Here is a 15,296-nt window from a genome sequence, read left to right as displayed (position 1 = left end):
GCGGAGGATCGGCGGACGCGGCAGGCCTGGGCTGAAATCGCCCAGGTGGTCCAGGGAACGCCAATTTCCTGCCCGTCGGGGGCCTCCATCGGAGCGGGTTAAAAATCCGCGATCCGAAGGCTTCCGGATAACGGCCGCGCGAAGCGCTCGTCTTCGTCGAAACGGTACTTACAACTGCCAATCATCCGGGCGAGGCCCGGGCGCTTCGCACCCTTCCCAGCAAGCTCACAGCTGAGGCGTGAGATCACACCCACTTGCCCCCACCTGACCGCTTCGCGGTCTGTCCGCCCCCATAGGGGGCGGAGGACGCGCGCTGCGCCGGCGGCGGTTCCTCTTCCCCCTGTGGGGGAAGACGACCGCGAAGCGGTCCGTAGGGGGCAAGTGATCGGCGGACGGCTTCGCACAAAACGCCTCCCCCGACCGCCCGGCCTTGGCTAGTCTGCCGCCTTCGCAACTCCCCGGATTCGCCCGTGTCCCAGATCGCCGTCGCCGACCTCACCGAAGCCCAGGCCGTCGAGGAACTGGAGCGCCTGGCCGACGAGTTGGCCGGTCACGACCTGCGCTACCATCAGCAGGACGCCCCGACGATCAGCGACGGCGAGTACGACGCCCTCAAGCGCCGCAACCTCGACATCGAGGAACGCTTCCCGCACCTGGTGCGCGACAATTCCCCGTCGATGCGGGTCGGCGCGGCGCGGGCCGAGCAGTTCTCGCCGGTCGAGCACGGCGTGCCGATGCTGAGCCTCGACAACGCCTTCTCCAACGACGAAGCCACCGAGTTCGACGCCCGCATCCGCCGCTTCCTGCGGCTCGGAAGCGAGCCGGTGTTCTACACCGCCGAGCCGAAGATCGACGGCCTTTCGGCCTCGCTGCGCTACGAAAAGGGCGTGCTGGTCCAGGGCGCGACGCGGGGCGACGGCCGGGTGGGCGAGGACGTCACCGCCAACCTGCGGACCATCGCCGACATCCCCCACAAGCTGAAGGGCTCGGGCTGGCCCGACGTCATCGAGATCCGCGGCGAAGTCTATGTCGAACTGGAGGCCTTCGCCGCCTTCAACGCCGCCGCCCTCGAGGCCGGCCAGCGCATCTACGCCAATCCCCGCAACTTCGCCGCCGGCTCGCTGCGCCAGATCGACCCGAAGATCAGCGCCCAGCGCCCGCTGCGGTTCTTCGCCTACGCCTGGGGCCTGACCAGCGGCCCGTTCGCGGCGGGCCAGTGGGAAGCGCTGGAGAAGCTTCATGAATGGGGCTTCGTCACCACCGCCCCGCCGGCCAAGCGCGTCCAGGACGCCCAGGGCCTGCTGGACGCCTATGCCGAGTTCGAGGTCCTGCGGCCCAAGCTGGCCTTCGACATCGACGGCGTCGTCTACAAGGTCGACGACCTGGAGCAGCAGCGCCGCCTGGGCTTCGTGTCGCGCTCGCCGCGCTGGGCCGTCGCCCGCAAGTTCCCGGCCCAGCAGGCCCGCACCATCCTGGAGGCCATCGACCTGCAGGTGGGCCGCACCGGCGCGATCACCCCGGTGGCGCGGCTGAAGCCCGTGACCGTCGGCGGGGTCTCGGTGACCAACGCCACCTTGCACAACGCCGACGAGATCGCCCGCAAGGACGTGCGGGTCGGCGACACCGTGATCCTGCAGCGGGCCGGCGACGTGATCCCGCAGATCGTCGGCTCGGTGGCCGAGGAGCGGCCGGCGGACTCCGTGCCATTCGAGTTCCCGACCCACTGCCCGTGTCCGCTGCACACGCCGATCGTCAAGGAGACCACGGCCTCTGGGGCCGAGACCGTGGTGCGCCGCTGCAGCGGCGAGTTCGCCTGCCCGTTCCAGCGCATCGAGCACCTGCGCCACTTCGTCTCCCGCCGCGCCTTCGACATCGAGGGCCTGGGCGAGAAGCAGCTGGCGGCCTTTTTCGAGGCCGGCTGGATCAAGGAGCCGGCCGACATCTTCAAGCTGGCCAAGGACGAGGAAAAGCTGGCGCAGCTGCGCGAACGCGACGGCTATGGCGAGACTTCGGTCGCCAATCTGGTCAAGGGCATCGAAGCGCGGCGCACCATCGGCCTGGACCGGGTGATCTACGGCCTGGGCATGCGCGACATCGGCGAGACCACCTCGACGGTGCTGGCCCGCAATTTCGACCGCTTCGAGGACCTGCAGGCCGCCGCCGAGCGAGCGGCGGGGCAACTGCCGGGCGCGGTCTACCTGGAGCTGTCGGGCGCGGCCGGCGTTGGTCCCAAGGCGCGCGACGAGCTGGTCGAGGCCGGCAAGGGCGGTCTGAAGGCCGATCCGTGGCCCGAGGCCGACAGCCTGGAGGTCAAGATCGGCCACGCCGTGCCCAAGCTGAACAAGCCGGCCCGGGCGGCCCTGGCCGAGCGCTACGGCGACTGGAACGGCTTCGCCCAGGCGCTGGCCGAGGCCGGGCAGGGCGCGCCGGGCGACGACTATCTGCAGCTGGCGGCCATCGACGGCATCGGCCCGGTGGCGGCCCAGTCGATCGCGCGGTTCTTCGCCGAGGAACACAATCGCGAGAAGGTGGCCAATCTGGTCGCCGAGCTGGACATCCAGGCCGTGGTCAAGCCCAAGACCGACACCGCCGTGGCCGGCAAGACCATCGTCTTCACCGGCTCGCTGGAGAAGATGACCCGCGACGAGGCCAAGGCCCAGGCGGAGGGATTGGGAGCGAAGGTCGCCTCGTCGGTGTCCAAGAAGACCGACCTGGTCGTGGCCGGTCCCGGCGCGGGCTCCAAGCTGAAGACCGCCACCGAGCTGGGCATCCAGGTGATGACAGAGGACGAGTGGCTGGACATGGTCGGGGGCGGCTGAGCATGCCCGTCGTCGCCATCGATTTCGAGACCGCCAACGAGCAACGCTCCAGCCCCTGCGCCGTCGGCCTGGCCTGGATCGAGGACGGGCGGATCACGCAGGTGGAGCACCACTACATCCGCCCGGCCGAGATGCGGTTCTCGGGCTGGAACATCGCGGTGCACGGCATCAAGCCGGCCGACGTCAAGGACGCCGACGAGTTCCCGGCCGTGCTGTCGCGGCTGCGGAGCCGGATCGAGACGGCGACGGTGATCGCCCACAACGCCGCGTTCGACATCAGCGTGATGCGCCGCACCTGCGAGCTCTACGGCCTGCCGTTCCCGCGCTTCGACTACATCTGCACGGTGCAGGTGGCCAAGAACACCTGGCCTGACCTGCCGTCGGCCAAGCTGAACGCGGTCTGCGACTTCCTGGGCGTGGACTTCAAGCACCACGACGCGGCGCAGGACGCCTATGCCTGCGGCAGCGTGGCCCTGGCGGCGGTTGAGGCGACCCGGGCGTCGCACATCCGAGACCTGCCGGACAAGCTGGGCATGACGGCCGGTCGGCTGACCGCGACCGGCTACACGACCTGTTCCAGCGCGGGCCCGAAGCGGCGTTCCGTCTAGGGATCGGCCAGGCTTGTTCGAACTTGGCCATCAATTCATGGGCGGTTCAGCCGAACGCGCGTTAGAAAGGGGTAACAACTAGGGAGACGACCCCATGAAACTGCCGATCCTCGCCGCCGCCGCCCTGGCGCTCTCGGTTTCCGCCCCGGCCTTCGCCCAGGACGTCACGGGCCTGTGGCAGACCCAGACGAACGGTGGCCAGGTCGAGATCAGCCGTTGCGGCAACAGCCTGTGCGGCAAGCTGGTCAGTTCGGATCACATCAAGAAGGATCCGACGGTCAAGGACGAGAAGAACAAGGACGCCTCCTTGCGCAACCGGACCCTGAAGAACATGCAGATGCTGTACGACTTCACCGGCGGTCCGACCAAGTGGACCGGCGGCAAGGTCTACAACGCCGCTGACGGCGGCACCTATTCGGGGACGATCACCATGATCTCGGCCAACGAGCTGAAGCTCAAGGGCTGCATCGTGGCCCCCCTGTGCAAGACCGAGAAGTGGTCGCGGATCAAATAGGCCACGGAGCGCGGACAGGCCCATGGGGCCTGTCCCGCCGATGTCGGATTCGCGCTTCGCCATCCGTCCTCCGGGCGCGGACTGACGGAGGACGACGATGAAAGACGCACCGGCCACCATCGACGACTATCTGGCGCGTCTGCCGGACGACCAGCGCGCCGCCCTGGAAGACCTGCGCGGCCAGATCCTGGCCATCGCGCCGGACGCTCGGGAGGTGATCAGCTACGGCATGCCGGGCTTTCGCCTGCACGGCGTGCTGGTTTGGATGGGCGCGGCCAAGAAGCACTGCGCGCTCTATCCTCACGGCCTTGTCGAGGACTTCGCCGACCGGCTGAAGGACTTCGAGACCAGCAAGGGCGCGATCCGTTTCCAGCCCGACAGGCCGCTGCCCAATGCGCTGGTCGAGGCGATCGTCCGGCGACGGGTGGAAGAGGATCGCGAGGAAGCCGCGTCGCGGGCGGCCAGGAAGGCCTCGCGGCGGAAAGCCTAGCCCGTCACCGTGTAGATCATGATCCCCGTGGCCACCGACAGGTTCAGGCTGTCGGCCCGGCCACGCATGGGGATCTTGACGTTGACGTCGCAGGCGGCGGCCAGCTCGGGCGGCAGGCCCTGCTGCTCGTTGCCCATCAGGATCAGCGAGGGCTTCACATAGTCGGCGTGCTTGTGGTCGACCGTGGCGGTCAGCAGGGTGCCGATCACGCTGCCGGGCCAGGTCTCGCGCCAGGCCAGGAACTCGGCCACCGAGGCCTTGGCGATCTTGACCGCGAAGATCGAACCCATGGTGGCCCGCACGCCTTCGACCGAATAGGGGTCCACGCAGTCGCCGACCAGGATCACCCCGCCGCAGCCGGCCGCGTCGGCGGTGCGGATCACGGTGCCCAGGTTGCCCGGATCGCGCACGGCCTGCATGGCCACCCAGCACGGCGCGCTCTCGGGCACGATGGCGCTGAGCGGCGTGTAGACCTGCTTGAACACCCCGACGACCGCCTGCGGATTGTCGCGGCGCGAGACCTTTTCGAGGATTTCCCGATTGACCTCGATGACCTCGCCGCCGGCCTTCAGGCAGGCCTGGCTGGCCTTCTGCAGCATCGGATGGTCGGCGGCGTCGCGGCCGTACATCAGGATCTTGGGCGCGTGGCCGCAGTCGATCGCCTCGATGACGATCTTCAGGCCCTCGGCCAGGAACAGGCCGCTCTCCTCGCGTTCCTTGCGCATATGTAGGGCGCGGACGGCCTTGACGGTGCTGTTCGACAGGGAGGTGACGGTCTTGGCGTTCATGTCGCTCACCCCTCCGAGGCCCAGCGGGCGAAGAACGACAGGCCGATCTGGCGGTCGCCCTTTTCCTCGACCAGCGACAGCTCGCCCCAGTCGATGACCCCGCCGCGACCTTGAAGCTCCTGGGCCAGCAGGCCCGACATCGCCGCGCCCGAGACCCGGGCGGCATAGGCGTTCATCAGCAGGAACGAGGCGTCGGGGGCCAGAATCTGGGCGCAGTTCGTGGTCAGCTCGGCCAGGTTCTCGAACAGGCGCCAGACCTCGCCGTCGGCCCCGCGGCCGAACTTCGGCGGGTCCAGGATGATGCCGTCATACTGCGAACCGCGCCGCACCTCGCGGGCCACGAAGCGGCGGGCGTCCTCGACGATCCAGCGGATCGGCTTGTCGGCCAGGCCGGCGAAGGCGGCGTTCTCGCGGGCGAAACCGACCGACTTCTTGGAGGCGTCCACATGGGTGACGGCCGCGCCGGCGGCGGCGCAGACCAGGCTGGCGACGCCGGTGTAGCCGAACAGGTTCAGCACCTTGGGCTGCCTGCCCTTGATCGACCGGACGCGAGCGTCCTGCCAGGCCCAGTTGGCGGCCTGCTCGGGGAAGAAGGCCAGGTGGCGGAACGGCGTGAACTGGCCGTGGAACTTCGCCTCGCCCCAGGCCAGGTCGAACTTCTCCAGGGGCTTGCCCTTGAAGCGCCAGCGGCCGGCCTCGTCCTCGTCGGAGGGATCGAAGACGGCGTCGGCGTTGTCCCAGACCTTCTGGTCCAGGCGCGGCGCCCAGAAGCACTGCGGCTCGGGACGCACGACGGTGTAGCGGCCGTAGCGCTCCAGCTTCTTGCCATGGCCGCTGTCCAGCAGGGCGTAGTCGGCCCAGCCGGTGGTGCGCATGACGAGCGGGGCGGCGGCGATGGTCGGATTCATGCCCCCGCCAATACGCGCTCAGGGCAAGGCCCGTCCAGTCCGGGCCAACAGGCGAGGCAGCAAAGGGTTCGCGGCGCGGGGCGTATGCGGGGTCTTGTCCCAGCGAAACGGCGCGACGACGAACTGGCGAAGGGCCTCGGCGGCGGCCAGGCTCTGGAGCGGCCAATAGAAGATCGCGCCCAGCAGCGGCAGGATCCTTTGGCGATGTCCGGCCCGCCGCTGGGCCTGGGTTCCGGCGATCGCGATGCAGGTCCAGCCGAAGAACATCAGCATCCAGTCCATGGCCGGGACCGCCGGGCAGAGATCGAGCATGGCGCCCACGCCCTGCACCATCAGCCAGGCGAACAACGGGCCGTGGAGATGGGACGACATCACCGGCAGGGCCAGGGTGAGGACCAGCGCGGCGAGACCGCGCGGGGTGTGCACGGCGGGACCCCGGGCATGGACGGCCAGGGTCTGGAGGTGGCCCTTGATCCAGCGCGCCCGCTGCGGCGTCCAGACCTTCAGCGTGGCGGGCGAGGTCTCGAAGGTCGGGCTGCTCAGCACGTCGAGCTTGTTGCCCCGCGCCGCCAAGCGAAAGCCGATGTCGGCGTCTTCGGTGACGTTGTAGGGATCCCAACCGCCGGCGGCCCTCAGGGCGCCGGCCCGGAAGTGATTGCTTGTGCCGCCCAGCGGGAAGGCCAGACCCCAGCGGGCCAGGGCCGGCAGGAAGACCTCGAACAACACGGCGTATTCCAGCGCGAACTGGTCGGGCAGGAAGCGCGGATCGGGCTCGATCCGCAGCGGGGCCTGCAGGCAGGCCAGGCTCTCGTCGGCCTGGGCGAAGCGCGCGGCGGCTTCGCGCAGTTGGCCGGGATGCGGCGCGTCCTCGGCGTCATAGATCACCACCAGCTCGCCATGCGCCCGCTTCAGGGCGACGTTGCAGGCGCGGGGCTTGGTCTGGGGCGATCCGGGCGGAGCGATCAGGACCTGGAACCCGGCCGGCAGGTCCAGGGCCCCGAACGCGGCCTGGGTCTCGTGGTCCTTGGCTTCCAGGACGATCAGCACCTGGAGGCGATCGCGCGGATAGTCCAGCTGGGCCAGGTTGGCGACCAGCTCCGCCGCCACCGCGGCTTCGCGATAGAGGGGCGCGATGATCGTGTAGGCGGGCAGGGCCTCGTCTGGGAGGGGCGGCGCCGTCGTCGTGGCGCGAGGCATGAAGGCGGCGACCAGCTTGATCCCCGAGTGGCCGAGGAAGCCGGCGAAGAACAGCAGATGGAGCCCCTCCAGCATCGGCTGGGGCCACAAGGCGGTGAGCAACGCCATCATCAGGATCGAGAGCGCCAGTCCGACGACCTGGCCTTGCGACAGTCGCCGATGGGCTCCATCCTCAAGCGGCTCGGCCGTCGAAGCCGGACCGTCGGGCAGGGCCTCGACCCAGCTTCCGTCGGCCGCTTCGGTCCCGAACGCGCGCCGTTGCTGGTCTCTTTCCTCTCGCGCCATCGCCCCCGCCGCGCCCAATCGGATCCAGCGAGTAGATAACGAATCCTCAACTATAGCGCGTCAAACGAAAAAACACGCGTTTCACGTAAATCCTTGAGAGTTGCGACGTTTGGGTGATTCCCGTTTAGTGTCGGATTTGGGGACTAGGTAGGGGAACGCCATATCGTGACGGTCGCGTTGAAGAAGCCGCACAAGTCGGCCCGCAAGCCCAAGGGCGACGGCCATTTGCGCCGCGGAGAAATCCTGGCCGCGGCCGAGAGGATCTTCATCGCCGAGGGCTACGCCGGGGCGACGATCCGCAAGATCGCCGACGCCGTGGGTGTGTCGTCGACCGCGCTCTACATGCACTTCCGCGACAAGGACCAGATCCTGCTGGAGATCAGCGACGACGCGATCGGCCAGCTGCTGGCGGTCAATGTCGACATCGCCCATCGGCCGATCGACGCGGTGGCGCGGGTCAAGCTGATGCTCGAGGCCTACATGAAGTTCGCCCTCGACAATCCCAACACCTATCAACTGGTGTTCTGCGGTTCGCGCGACGTGATCTCCAAGGAGAAGCAGGCCGCCACCGCCGAACTGGGCGACCGCTGCTTCGCCGAGTTCAGCGGGCCGATCCACGAGATCGCCGCAGCCGGCCGTCTGCGCACCGGATCGGGCGAGAGCGCGGCCCAGGTGCTGTGGGCCGCCTGCCACGGGCTGGTGGCGCTGCTGATCACCATGCCGGACCGCAACTGGGCGCCGCGCGAGGAACTGATGAAGGTCACCCTCGAAGGGCTGCTGCACGGCCTGGTCACGGACTGACGTCCATGCGCGCCGCCTTGCTCGCCGGCCTCGTCGCCGGCCTGGCGGCCGTCGCGGGATCCGCCGCCGCTCAAGGCGCGGTCCAGACCGCCCCCAAGCGCGTGATGTCCCTGGACTCCTGCGCCGACCAGTACGTCCTGGCCCTGGCCGCGCGTGAGACAGTGGTCGGCGTCTCGCCCCGCGCCGACGCGCCGGATTCCTTTCTTCGCGCCAAGGCGGCCGGCTTGCCGCAACGGCGGACCACGATCGAGGCGGTGCTGGGCGCGCGTCCCGATGTCGTCGTGCGCCAGTGGGGCGGCGACGCCCGGCTGACGGCCGCCATCGCCCGGCGCGGCGTTCACACGGTCAGTCTCGGCGACGCCACCGATTTCGACGGCGTGCGGGCCAATGTCCGCCAGGTCGCCCAGGCCTTGAACCGTCAGGCCGCGGGCGAGACGCTGCTGGCGCGCATGGACGCCGACCTGGCGCGGGCGGCCGGGGCGGGCAGGGGGCGGAGCGCCTTCTACCTGACGCCCGGCGGCTATACGGCCGGCCCCAACACGATGATCGACGCCATGCTGCGGGCCGCGGGCTTCGCCAACGCCTCGACCCAGCCCTACTTTTCGCCCGCGCCGCTGGAGCGACTGGTGCTCGATCCGCCCAAGGCGGTGGTGCTGGGCTTCTTCGACCTGACCCGGGCCGGCGCCGATCGCTGGGGACCCGGACGCCACGCCGCGCTACGCAAGGCCACGCGAGGGCGGGTGATCGCCTCGCTGCCCGGCGGCATGCTGGGCTGCTCGGCCTGGTTCGCCGCCGACGGCGCACGGGTCCTCGCGGAGGCGGCGCGATGAGCCCGCGTCGCCTGGAGCCCCTGCTGTTGCTGGCCCTGATCGCGGCCGCTGTCGTCGCCGTCACCCTGGGCGAGAGCGCGCTGAGCCTGGCGCAATATCACCAGGCCCTGATCGATCCGGGCTCGCCGCCGGGCGAGGTGCTGTGGACCATCCGCCTGCCGCGCGTGCTGATGGCCGCCCTCGTCGGCGCGGGTCTGGGCCTGGCCGGAGCGACGATGCAGGGGCTGCTGCGCAATCCCCTGGCCGAGCCCGGCGTGCTGGGCGTCTCGGCCACGGCCGGCCTGGGCGCGTCCCTGGCCATCGCCGGCGGACTGGCGGCCTTGCCCGGTGCGATCGAGCTGGCCGCTCTGGCCGGCGCTCTGTTGGCCGGAGCGGTGGTCGTCGGCCTGGCGGCGCGGTTCCGCGAGCCAGAGGTGCTGATCCTGTTCGGCGTGGCCCTGTCGGCCTTCGCCGGGGCCCTGACCGCTCTGGTGTTCAACCTGTCGCCCTCGCCGGTGGCCACGGCCGAGGTGCTGGCCTGGCTGATGGGCTCGGTCGAGAACCGCGACTTCACCGACATCCTGCGCGCCATGGCGCCGATGATCGTCGGGGGCGGACTGTGTCTCTGCGCGGCCCGGGGCCTGCGGATGCTGACCCTGGGCGAGGAGGCCGCCCAGATGTCGGGCCTGCCGATGGCGCGTTTGCGGGTGGCGGCGGTGGCGGGCTCGGCCCTGCTGGCCGGAGCTTCGGTCGCGGCGGCGGGGGTGATCGGCTTCGTCGGCCTGGCCGCGCCGCACCTGGTGCGGGCCGCCGTGCGCGACGATCCGGCCAGGCTTCTGCGCCCATCGGCCTTGGCCGGAGCACTGCTGCTGGTCGCCGCCGACCTGGCCGCCCGACTGATCCCGACCGAGCAGGAACTGAAGCTGGGCGTGGTCACCGCCCTGTTCGGCGCGCCGGTCTTCGCCCTGTTGGCCTGGCGCGCGGCGCGGAGCTGGCGGTCGTGACGGCGGCCTGGACCCTCACCGGCCTCAAGGCTAGGCGCGGCAAGGCCTTGGTGCTGGACGGCGCGTCCCTGAGCGTCGCTCCTGGCGAGGTGCTGGGCGTGGTCGGCCCCAACGGCGCGGGCAAGACCAGCCTGCTGCGGGCGGGCTTGGGCCTGATGCCGGTCGAGGCCGGCAGGGCGCGGCTCGGCGGCCGCCCGGTCGGAGACCTGAATCCCGTCGAGCGGGCCCGGCTGGTCGGCTACCTGCCGCAGGAGCGCCGCCTGGCCTGGAACCTGCCGGCTTTGGATGTCGCCGCTCTCGGCGCGCCGGATCTGCCGCCCGCCCAGGCGGTCGCCGTGGCCCGCGAGCGGCTGGAGCGCGTCGGCGTCGCCGATCTGGCCGATCGCGGCGTGCTCGACATGTCGGGCGGCGAGCGGGCCCGGGTGTTGCTGGCCAGGCTGCTGGCGACACGCGCTCCGCTGCTGGTCGCCGACGAACCGGTGGCGGGCCTGGACCCCGACGCCCAGCTATTGACCCTGGACCTGCTGCGCGCCGAAGCGGCGGCCGGGGCGGCGGTGGTCGTCACCCTGCACGACTTGGGCCTGGCGGCGCGATCTTGCGACCGGGTCCTGGTGCTGGACCATGGCCGCGTGGCGGCGGAGGGCGCGCCGATCGAGGCGCTGTCGCCCGCGGTTCTGGCGTCCGTGTTCCGGCTGGACGGCGCGCTGATCGAGACGTCGGCCGGACTGGTCGTGGCGGCCCGGCGTTCGGCAGGCCCGCGCTAGACCTCCTAGCGCGTGCCCGGCACGTAACCGCCCTGCGGAATGGCGGTCGGCGCGCTCGAAGCGGTGGTCCCGCCGATCGGCGGCAGGCCGCCAATGGGCGCGCTGGCCGGTCCCGCATAGCTGTAGCCGCCGCGCTTCAGGTCGCTGGACAGGGTCAGCGGAGCCACGCCGCCGTTCAGGCGGGCGCGGTAGACCATGGTCGTCTCGATGGTCCGCATCACGTAGTTGCGGGTCTCGGAGAACGGGATGCACTCGATGAAGTCGAGCGGATCGGTGGTCGCGCCGCGCGGGTCGCCGCACAGGGTGACCCACTGGGCTGGACGGCCGGGACCGGCGTTGTAGGCGGCCGAGGCCATGACGTACGAGCCGCTGAAGTTGCTGACCATGCTGCCCAGATAGGTCGAGCCCAGGCGCATGTTGTAGAACGGGTCCGACAGGCGATCGACGCTGTGGTTCTCGCCCAGTTGCCGCGCGACGATGGCGGCGGTGGCCGGCATCAGCTGCATCATGCCGCGCGCCCCGACCCCTGAACGGGCGTTGGGGTCGAAATTGCTTTCCTGGCGCGAGATCGAATAGACGAACGCCGTCTCGGCCGCGCCCGGTCCCGGGGTGAACAGATGGTCCAGCAGCGGATAGCCGCGCTCGGGCAGGGTGAAGCCGCGCTGGGCGGCGGTGCGGACCGCGCGCATGGCCAGGTCCTGATCGCCGTAGCTTCTGGCCAGGTCGACCAGCAGGGCCTCTTCCTCGGCGGTCGGCAGCTGGTCGTCGATGTAGAGCACGAAGACCCGCACCTGGTCGCGGGCGCCGGCCGCCATCAGGGTGCGCACCGCGCGGACCAGCTCGCGGCCCTCGAAGCGGGCGCGGTCGGCCTGGGTGATCGTCGGATCCTTCTCGAGGCGGATCTCCTTGATTCCGGCCTTCTCGGCGGCCAGCTGGCCGTAGAAGGTGGTGATGTAGCGCGCGCCCTCGGCGTAGAAGGCCTGGGCGGCGATGCGGTCGCCCTGGGCCTCGGCGGCCCGGCCCTGCCAGTAGAGGGCGCGGCCGCGGGTGATCGGCGAGGCGCCGATCTCGGCGATGCGGGCGAAGTGATTGGCGGCGGCGTCGGGGTTCTTCAGCCGGCTCAGGGCGATCCAGCCGGCGTAGAACTCGCTCTCGGCCGCGTCGGAACCGGCCTTCAGATGGGCGTTGGCGGCCGCATAGGCGCCGGCGCTGTCGCCGGCCCTGAGAGCCGACACCACCAGTTGCTTGCGCTCGCGCCAGATGGCGGCCGCCGCGTCTTCGGTCGGGGGCGGGGCGGGGAACTGGCTGACCAACGGCAGGGCCAGGGTGTCCAGCCCCTTGCGGCGCAGATAGGACGCGCGCTCGAAGACCACGCCCGGCTGGGCCTGCTGGGCCGGAGACAGCGCGGCGTAGAGGTCGTTGGCGTTGCTGGCGTTCGAGCGGAAGGCGATGCGCGCCTGGGCCGCCGCCTGCTGGTCGTAGGGCAGCAGCGTGACCATGTCGCGGGCGGCGGGGCCTTGCGGGCCGTACAGCAGGATGTCGGCGCGGCGGACGTGGTCGTCGGGCGTCAGCAGCGTGCCGTAGCGGGCCAGGATGCCGCGCTGGGCGTCCAGCTCGAACACCTGGTCGCGCCACCAGCGGCGAATCAGGTTGCTGGCGTCGGCGGTGCGGCCGGCGGCCTGGTAGGCGGCGGCCAGAGACATCGCGCCCTCGGCGGTCTGCGGATCGCGACCGCCGAACCAGGCGATCATCCGCTGGGCGTCGAGGCCCGAGACGACCAGGGCCTTTTCGGCGGCGTTCTCGCGGCGTTGGGCGCGCGGCCAGCCGGCCAGGTCGCGGCGCGCCTGGTCCAGCTCGAAGAAGCTCATGCTCTCGGCCCCGGCGTCGACCAGGGCCCACAGGGCGATCTTGCGCGACAGCGGATCTTGGATGCTCGACATCGCCATGCGGATGGTCGACGGGTCGCGGCTGGTGACCGCCATGCGCAGGTTGGCGGCGTCGGCCTCGGCGGGCGTGGCGTAGGTCGCGGTCTGGGGCGTGGTGATCAGGCCCTGCGGGGTGGCGCTGCCTGTATAGGGCTGGGGCGCGCGGGGCAGGTCGACGTCGTCCTGGGCAAGCGCCACGCCGAAGAGCGCGACGCCGCACAGCACAAGGGGGGCGGCTCCGCCCAGCAAGACCTTACCCAACCCTGAGGCCAAAACGCCGTCTCCTTCGATTCTCTGGCCCTGACGGGCGGTAGCCTTGCCGTTTTCGGACTCCCGAGGGGCCGATTTGCGGCGATGGGACCTCGATCACGGCCCTGTTTGGCCGGTATAGACCGCTTCGCGGCGAATTGACCTCCACTCAAACCCCCAAATCATCGCAAAGCGTTACGGGCGGTTGCGGGACATGGGGGGAGGGACATATTGTCCGCCCCCATCCTCAGGCCGCAACCGTCGCGGCGCGTTTCTCACGGCAAATTGCAAGTCATGGCTCATTCTCCGTTCAAGGGCGTCCTTCCGGCGCTGGTCACGCCATTCCGCGACGGCGCCGTGGACGAGAAAGCGTTCGTTGCCCTGGTCGAGCGCCAGCTCGCCGGCGGCGTGCACGGGCTGGTGCCGGTCGGCACCACCGGCGAGACCGCCACGCTCAGCCATGAGGAGCACAAGCGCGTCGTGGAGCTGTGCGTGCAGACCGCGCGAGGCCGCGTGCCGGTGATCGCCGGGGCCGGATCCAACTCGACCGCCGAGGCGATCGAACTGGTCGCCCACGCCAAGGCCGTCGGCGCCGACGCCGCCCTCGTCGTGTCGCCCTACTACGTGCGGCCCAGCCAGGAAGGCGTCTACCAGCACTACAAGGCGATCAACGACGCGGTGCAGTTGCCGGTGCTGGTCTACAACGTGCCAGGCCGCACGGGTTCGGACGTCACCAACGAGACGCTGGAGCGACTGTCCAAGCTGCCCAACATCGTCGGCGTCAAGGACGCCACCGGCGACCTGGTGCGCGCCAGCATGCAGCGGATCATGTGCGGGCCGGACTGGGTGATGCTGTCGGGCGACGATCCGACCGCGCTCGGCTACATGGCCCATGGCGGCCACGGCGTGATCTCGGTGACCTCGAACGTCGCGCCCGACGCCTGCGCCACCTTCATCAACGCCTGCCTGGGCGGCGAGTGGGAAACCGCGCGCTACTGGCAGGATCGCCTGGTGCGGCTGCACAAGGCGCTGTTCCTCGACGCGTCGCCGTCGCCGACCAAGTTCGCCATGGCCCACTTGGGTCTTTGCGAGGCCGAGGTGCGCCTGCCGATCGCGCCGTGCAACGACGCGGTGAAGCCGGTGATCCTCGAGGCCATGCATGAGGCGGGTCTGGTCTGATGACCAAGCCGATCGCCGAGAACCGCCGCGCGCGGTACGATTACTTCATCGAGGAGACCATGGAGGCCGGGCTGATGCTGACCGGCACCGAGGTGAAGTCGTTGCGCGTGGGGCGGGCGAACATCGCCGAGTCCTACGCCTCGGTGGAAGGCCGCCAGATCAAGCTGATCAACGCCGACATCCCGCCCTACGGCCATGCCAACCGCTTCAACCACGAGCCGCGCCGCCACCGCACGCTGCTGCTGCACCGCAAGCAGATCGACAAGCTGATCGGCGCGGTCCAGCGCGACGGCCGCACCCTGATCCCGCTCAAGCTCTATTGGAACGAGAAGGGCCTGGCCAAGCTGGAGATCGGTTTGGCCAAGGGCAAGAAGAACCACGACAAGCGCGAGACCGAGGCCGCCCGCGACTGGCAGCGCGACAAGGCGCGGCTGATGAAGGGCGACCGAGGGGACTGATCTTTTTTGCAGCCGAGCCATCACGGCCTTGTGACGTCTTCGCATGAGTGATCACTCACTTTTTTCTTGATGACCCCGTCGCGCGTGGCACAGTCACGTTCAAGGGCCAGATGGGCCGTGCGACGGAGGTTCCCATGCGTTCTCGTCTTGCCGCTGCCTTGGTGTTCGCCGTCATCGCGGTTCCAGCCGCGGCCCTTGCCCAGGACAGTCTCCAGAACGGCTCGAACGCCGTCGGGGCCTCGGCCGAGGCGATAGGTGATCTCGGGCTTTCCGGCGTGCAGACGGCCTCGGCCGTGAGCGTGGTTCCCGTGTCGGTCGCCGCCGCGGGATCGGTGGTCGTCGGAGCCGGCCTGACCGAAGCGGGCGGCGACTCCAGCGTGGCCGCCCGAGACTCCGCCGCCTTCGCCTCAACGCCCCTGCCCGTGACCAGGAAGGTGATCGTGGCCCAGCCAGCGCCCACGGCGCCCTACGATGCACAGCCAGCGAAGAAGCCCTGAC

The 15,296-nt window shown here is 70.1% G+C and carries 15 protein-coding genes; 11 read left to right on the top strand and 4 right to left on the bottom strand.

Annotated features, from left to right (window positions below):
* Positions 1–470: 470 nt before the first annotated feature.
* The 4 genes from ligA to AC1DYP_RS08675 all read left to right on the top strand — a co-directional run bounded on the left by ligA (position 471) and on the right by AC1DYP_RS08675 (position 4,431).
* Entirely contained in the window at positions 471–2,819 is a 2,349-nt protein-coding gene (ligA, locus tag AC1DYP_RS08690) for an NAD-dependent DNA ligase LigA (RefSeq protein WP_477045987.1), read from the top strand.
* 2 nt (positions 2,820–2,821) lie between these two features.
* Positions 2,822–3,427: a 3'-5' exonuclease gene (locus AC1DYP_RS08685; RefSeq protein ID WP_477045986.1), complete on the top strand. Its 606-nt coding sequence runs from the start codon at positions 2,822–2,824 to the stop codon at positions 3,425–3,427.
* Between the two features lie 94 nt (positions 3,428–3,521).
* Positions 3,522–3,941, top strand: coding sequence for a DUF2147 domain-containing protein (locus AC1DYP_RS08680; RefSeq protein ID WP_477045985.1), 420 nt, complete (start codon positions 3,522–3,524; stop codon positions 3,939–3,941).
* A 97-nt stretch (positions 3,942–4,038) separates the two neighbouring features.
* On the top strand, positions 4,039–4,431 hold the full coding sequence (locus AC1DYP_RS08675) for an iron chaperone (protein WP_477045984.1): 393 nt from the start codon (positions 4,039–4,041) through the stop codon (positions 4,429–4,431).
* On the opposite strand, the gene AC1DYP_RS08670 is transcribed toward AC1DYP_RS08675, so the two are convergent.
* The 3 genes from AC1DYP_RS08670 to AC1DYP_RS08660 are packed head-to-tail and all read right to left on the bottom strand — an operon-like array spanning position 4,428 to position 7,609.
* The gene (locus AC1DYP_RS08670; RefSeq protein ID WP_477045983.1) at positions 4,428–5,219 is read right to left on the bottom strand and encodes a TrmH family RNA methyltransferase; all 792 of its coding nucleotides are present in this window, start codon (positions 5,217–5,219) and stop codon (positions 4,428–4,430) included. The two genes, AC1DYP_RS08675 and AC1DYP_RS08670, sit on opposite strands and share 4 nt — an antisense overlap.
* A gap of 5 nt (positions 5,220–5,224) precedes the next feature.
* Positions 5,225–6,127, bottom strand: a complete 903-nt coding sequence (locus tag AC1DYP_RS08665; RefSeq protein ID WP_477045982.1) for an RsmD family RNA methyltransferase — start codon at positions 6,125–6,127, stop codon at positions 5,225–5,227.
* Positions 6,128–6,145: 18 nt separating this feature from the next.
* Complete coding sequence (locus AC1DYP_RS08660; protein ID WP_477045981.1) at positions 6,146–7,609, bottom strand: glycosyltransferase; 1,464 nt, start codon at positions 7,607–7,609, stop codon at positions 6,146–6,148.
* A gap of 165 nt (positions 7,610–7,774) precedes the next feature.
* On the opposite strand from AC1DYP_RS08660, the gene AC1DYP_RS08655 reads away from it, so the two are divergent.
* The 4 genes from AC1DYP_RS08655 to AC1DYP_RS08640 are packed head-to-tail and all read left to right on the top strand — an operon-like array spanning position 7,775 to position 10,987.
* A complete protein-coding gene (locus AC1DYP_RS08655; RefSeq protein WP_477045980.1) occupies positions 7,775–8,410 on the top strand; it encodes a TetR/AcrR family transcriptional regulator in 636 nt (211 codons plus the stop codon).
* 5 nt (positions 8,411–8,415) lie between these two features.
* Positions 8,416–9,240, top strand: coding sequence for an ABC transporter substrate-binding protein (locus tag AC1DYP_RS08650; protein WP_477045979.1), 825 nt, complete (start codon positions 8,416–8,418; stop codon positions 9,238–9,240).
* On the top strand, positions 9,183–10,223 hold the full coding sequence (locus AC1DYP_RS08645; RefSeq protein ID WP_477045993.1) for a FecCD family ABC transporter permease: 1,041 nt from the start codon (positions 9,183–9,185) through the stop codon (positions 10,221–10,223). Before AC1DYP_RS08650 ends, AC1DYP_RS08645 begins: the two co-directional genes overlap by 58 nt.
* Complete coding sequence (locus tag AC1DYP_RS08640; protein ID WP_477045978.1) at positions 10,220–10,987, top strand: ABC transporter ATP-binding protein; 768 nt, start codon at positions 10,220–10,222, stop codon at positions 10,985–10,987. The genes AC1DYP_RS08645 and AC1DYP_RS08640 overlap by 4 nt, the downstream gene beginning before the upstream one ends.
* A gap of 5 nt (positions 10,988–10,992) precedes the next feature.
* Here AC1DYP_RS08640 and AC1DYP_RS08635 read toward each other — a convergent pair whose 3' ends face one another.
* Positions 10,993–13,185 carry a transglycosylase SLT domain-containing protein gene (locus AC1DYP_RS08635; protein ID WP_477045977.1) on the bottom strand — a complete coding sequence of 731 codons (2,193 nt, stop codon included), beginning with the start codon at positions 13,183–13,185 and terminating at the stop codon, positions 10,993–10,995.
* Positions 13,186–13,455: 270 nt separating this feature from the next.
* On the opposite strand from AC1DYP_RS08635, the gene dapA reads away from it, so the two are divergent.
* The 3 genes from dapA to AC1DYP_RS08620 all read left to right on the top strand — a co-directional run bounded on the left by dapA (position 13,456) and on the right by AC1DYP_RS08620 (position 15,295).
* Positions 13,456–14,340 carry a 4-hydroxy-tetrahydrodipicolinate synthase gene (dapA, locus tag AC1DYP_RS08630; protein ID WP_477045976.1) on the top strand — a complete coding sequence of 295 codons (885 nt, stop codon included), beginning with the start codon at positions 13,456–13,458 and terminating at the stop codon, positions 14,338–14,340.
* The gene (gene smpB / locus AC1DYP_RS08625) at positions 14,340–14,798 is read left to right on the top strand and encodes an SsrA-binding protein SmpB (RefSeq protein WP_477033552.1); all 459 of its coding nucleotides are present in this window, start codon (positions 14,340–14,342) and stop codon (positions 14,796–14,798) included. Before dapA ends, smpB begins: the two co-directional genes overlap by 1 nt.
* A 134-nt stretch (positions 14,799–14,932) precedes the next feature.
* On the top strand, positions 14,933–15,295 hold the full coding sequence (locus AC1DYP_RS08620) for a hypothetical protein (RefSeq protein WP_477045975.1): 363 nt from the start codon (positions 14,933–14,935) through the stop codon (positions 15,293–15,295).
* Position 15,296 lies beyond the last annotated feature (1 nt).

It is taken from the genome of Caulobacter sp. P1_D6 (assembly GCF_056406095.1).
The sequence above is the reverse complement of the archived record's forward strand: the minus strand, read 5'-3'. Positions and strand labels throughout refer to the sequence as shown.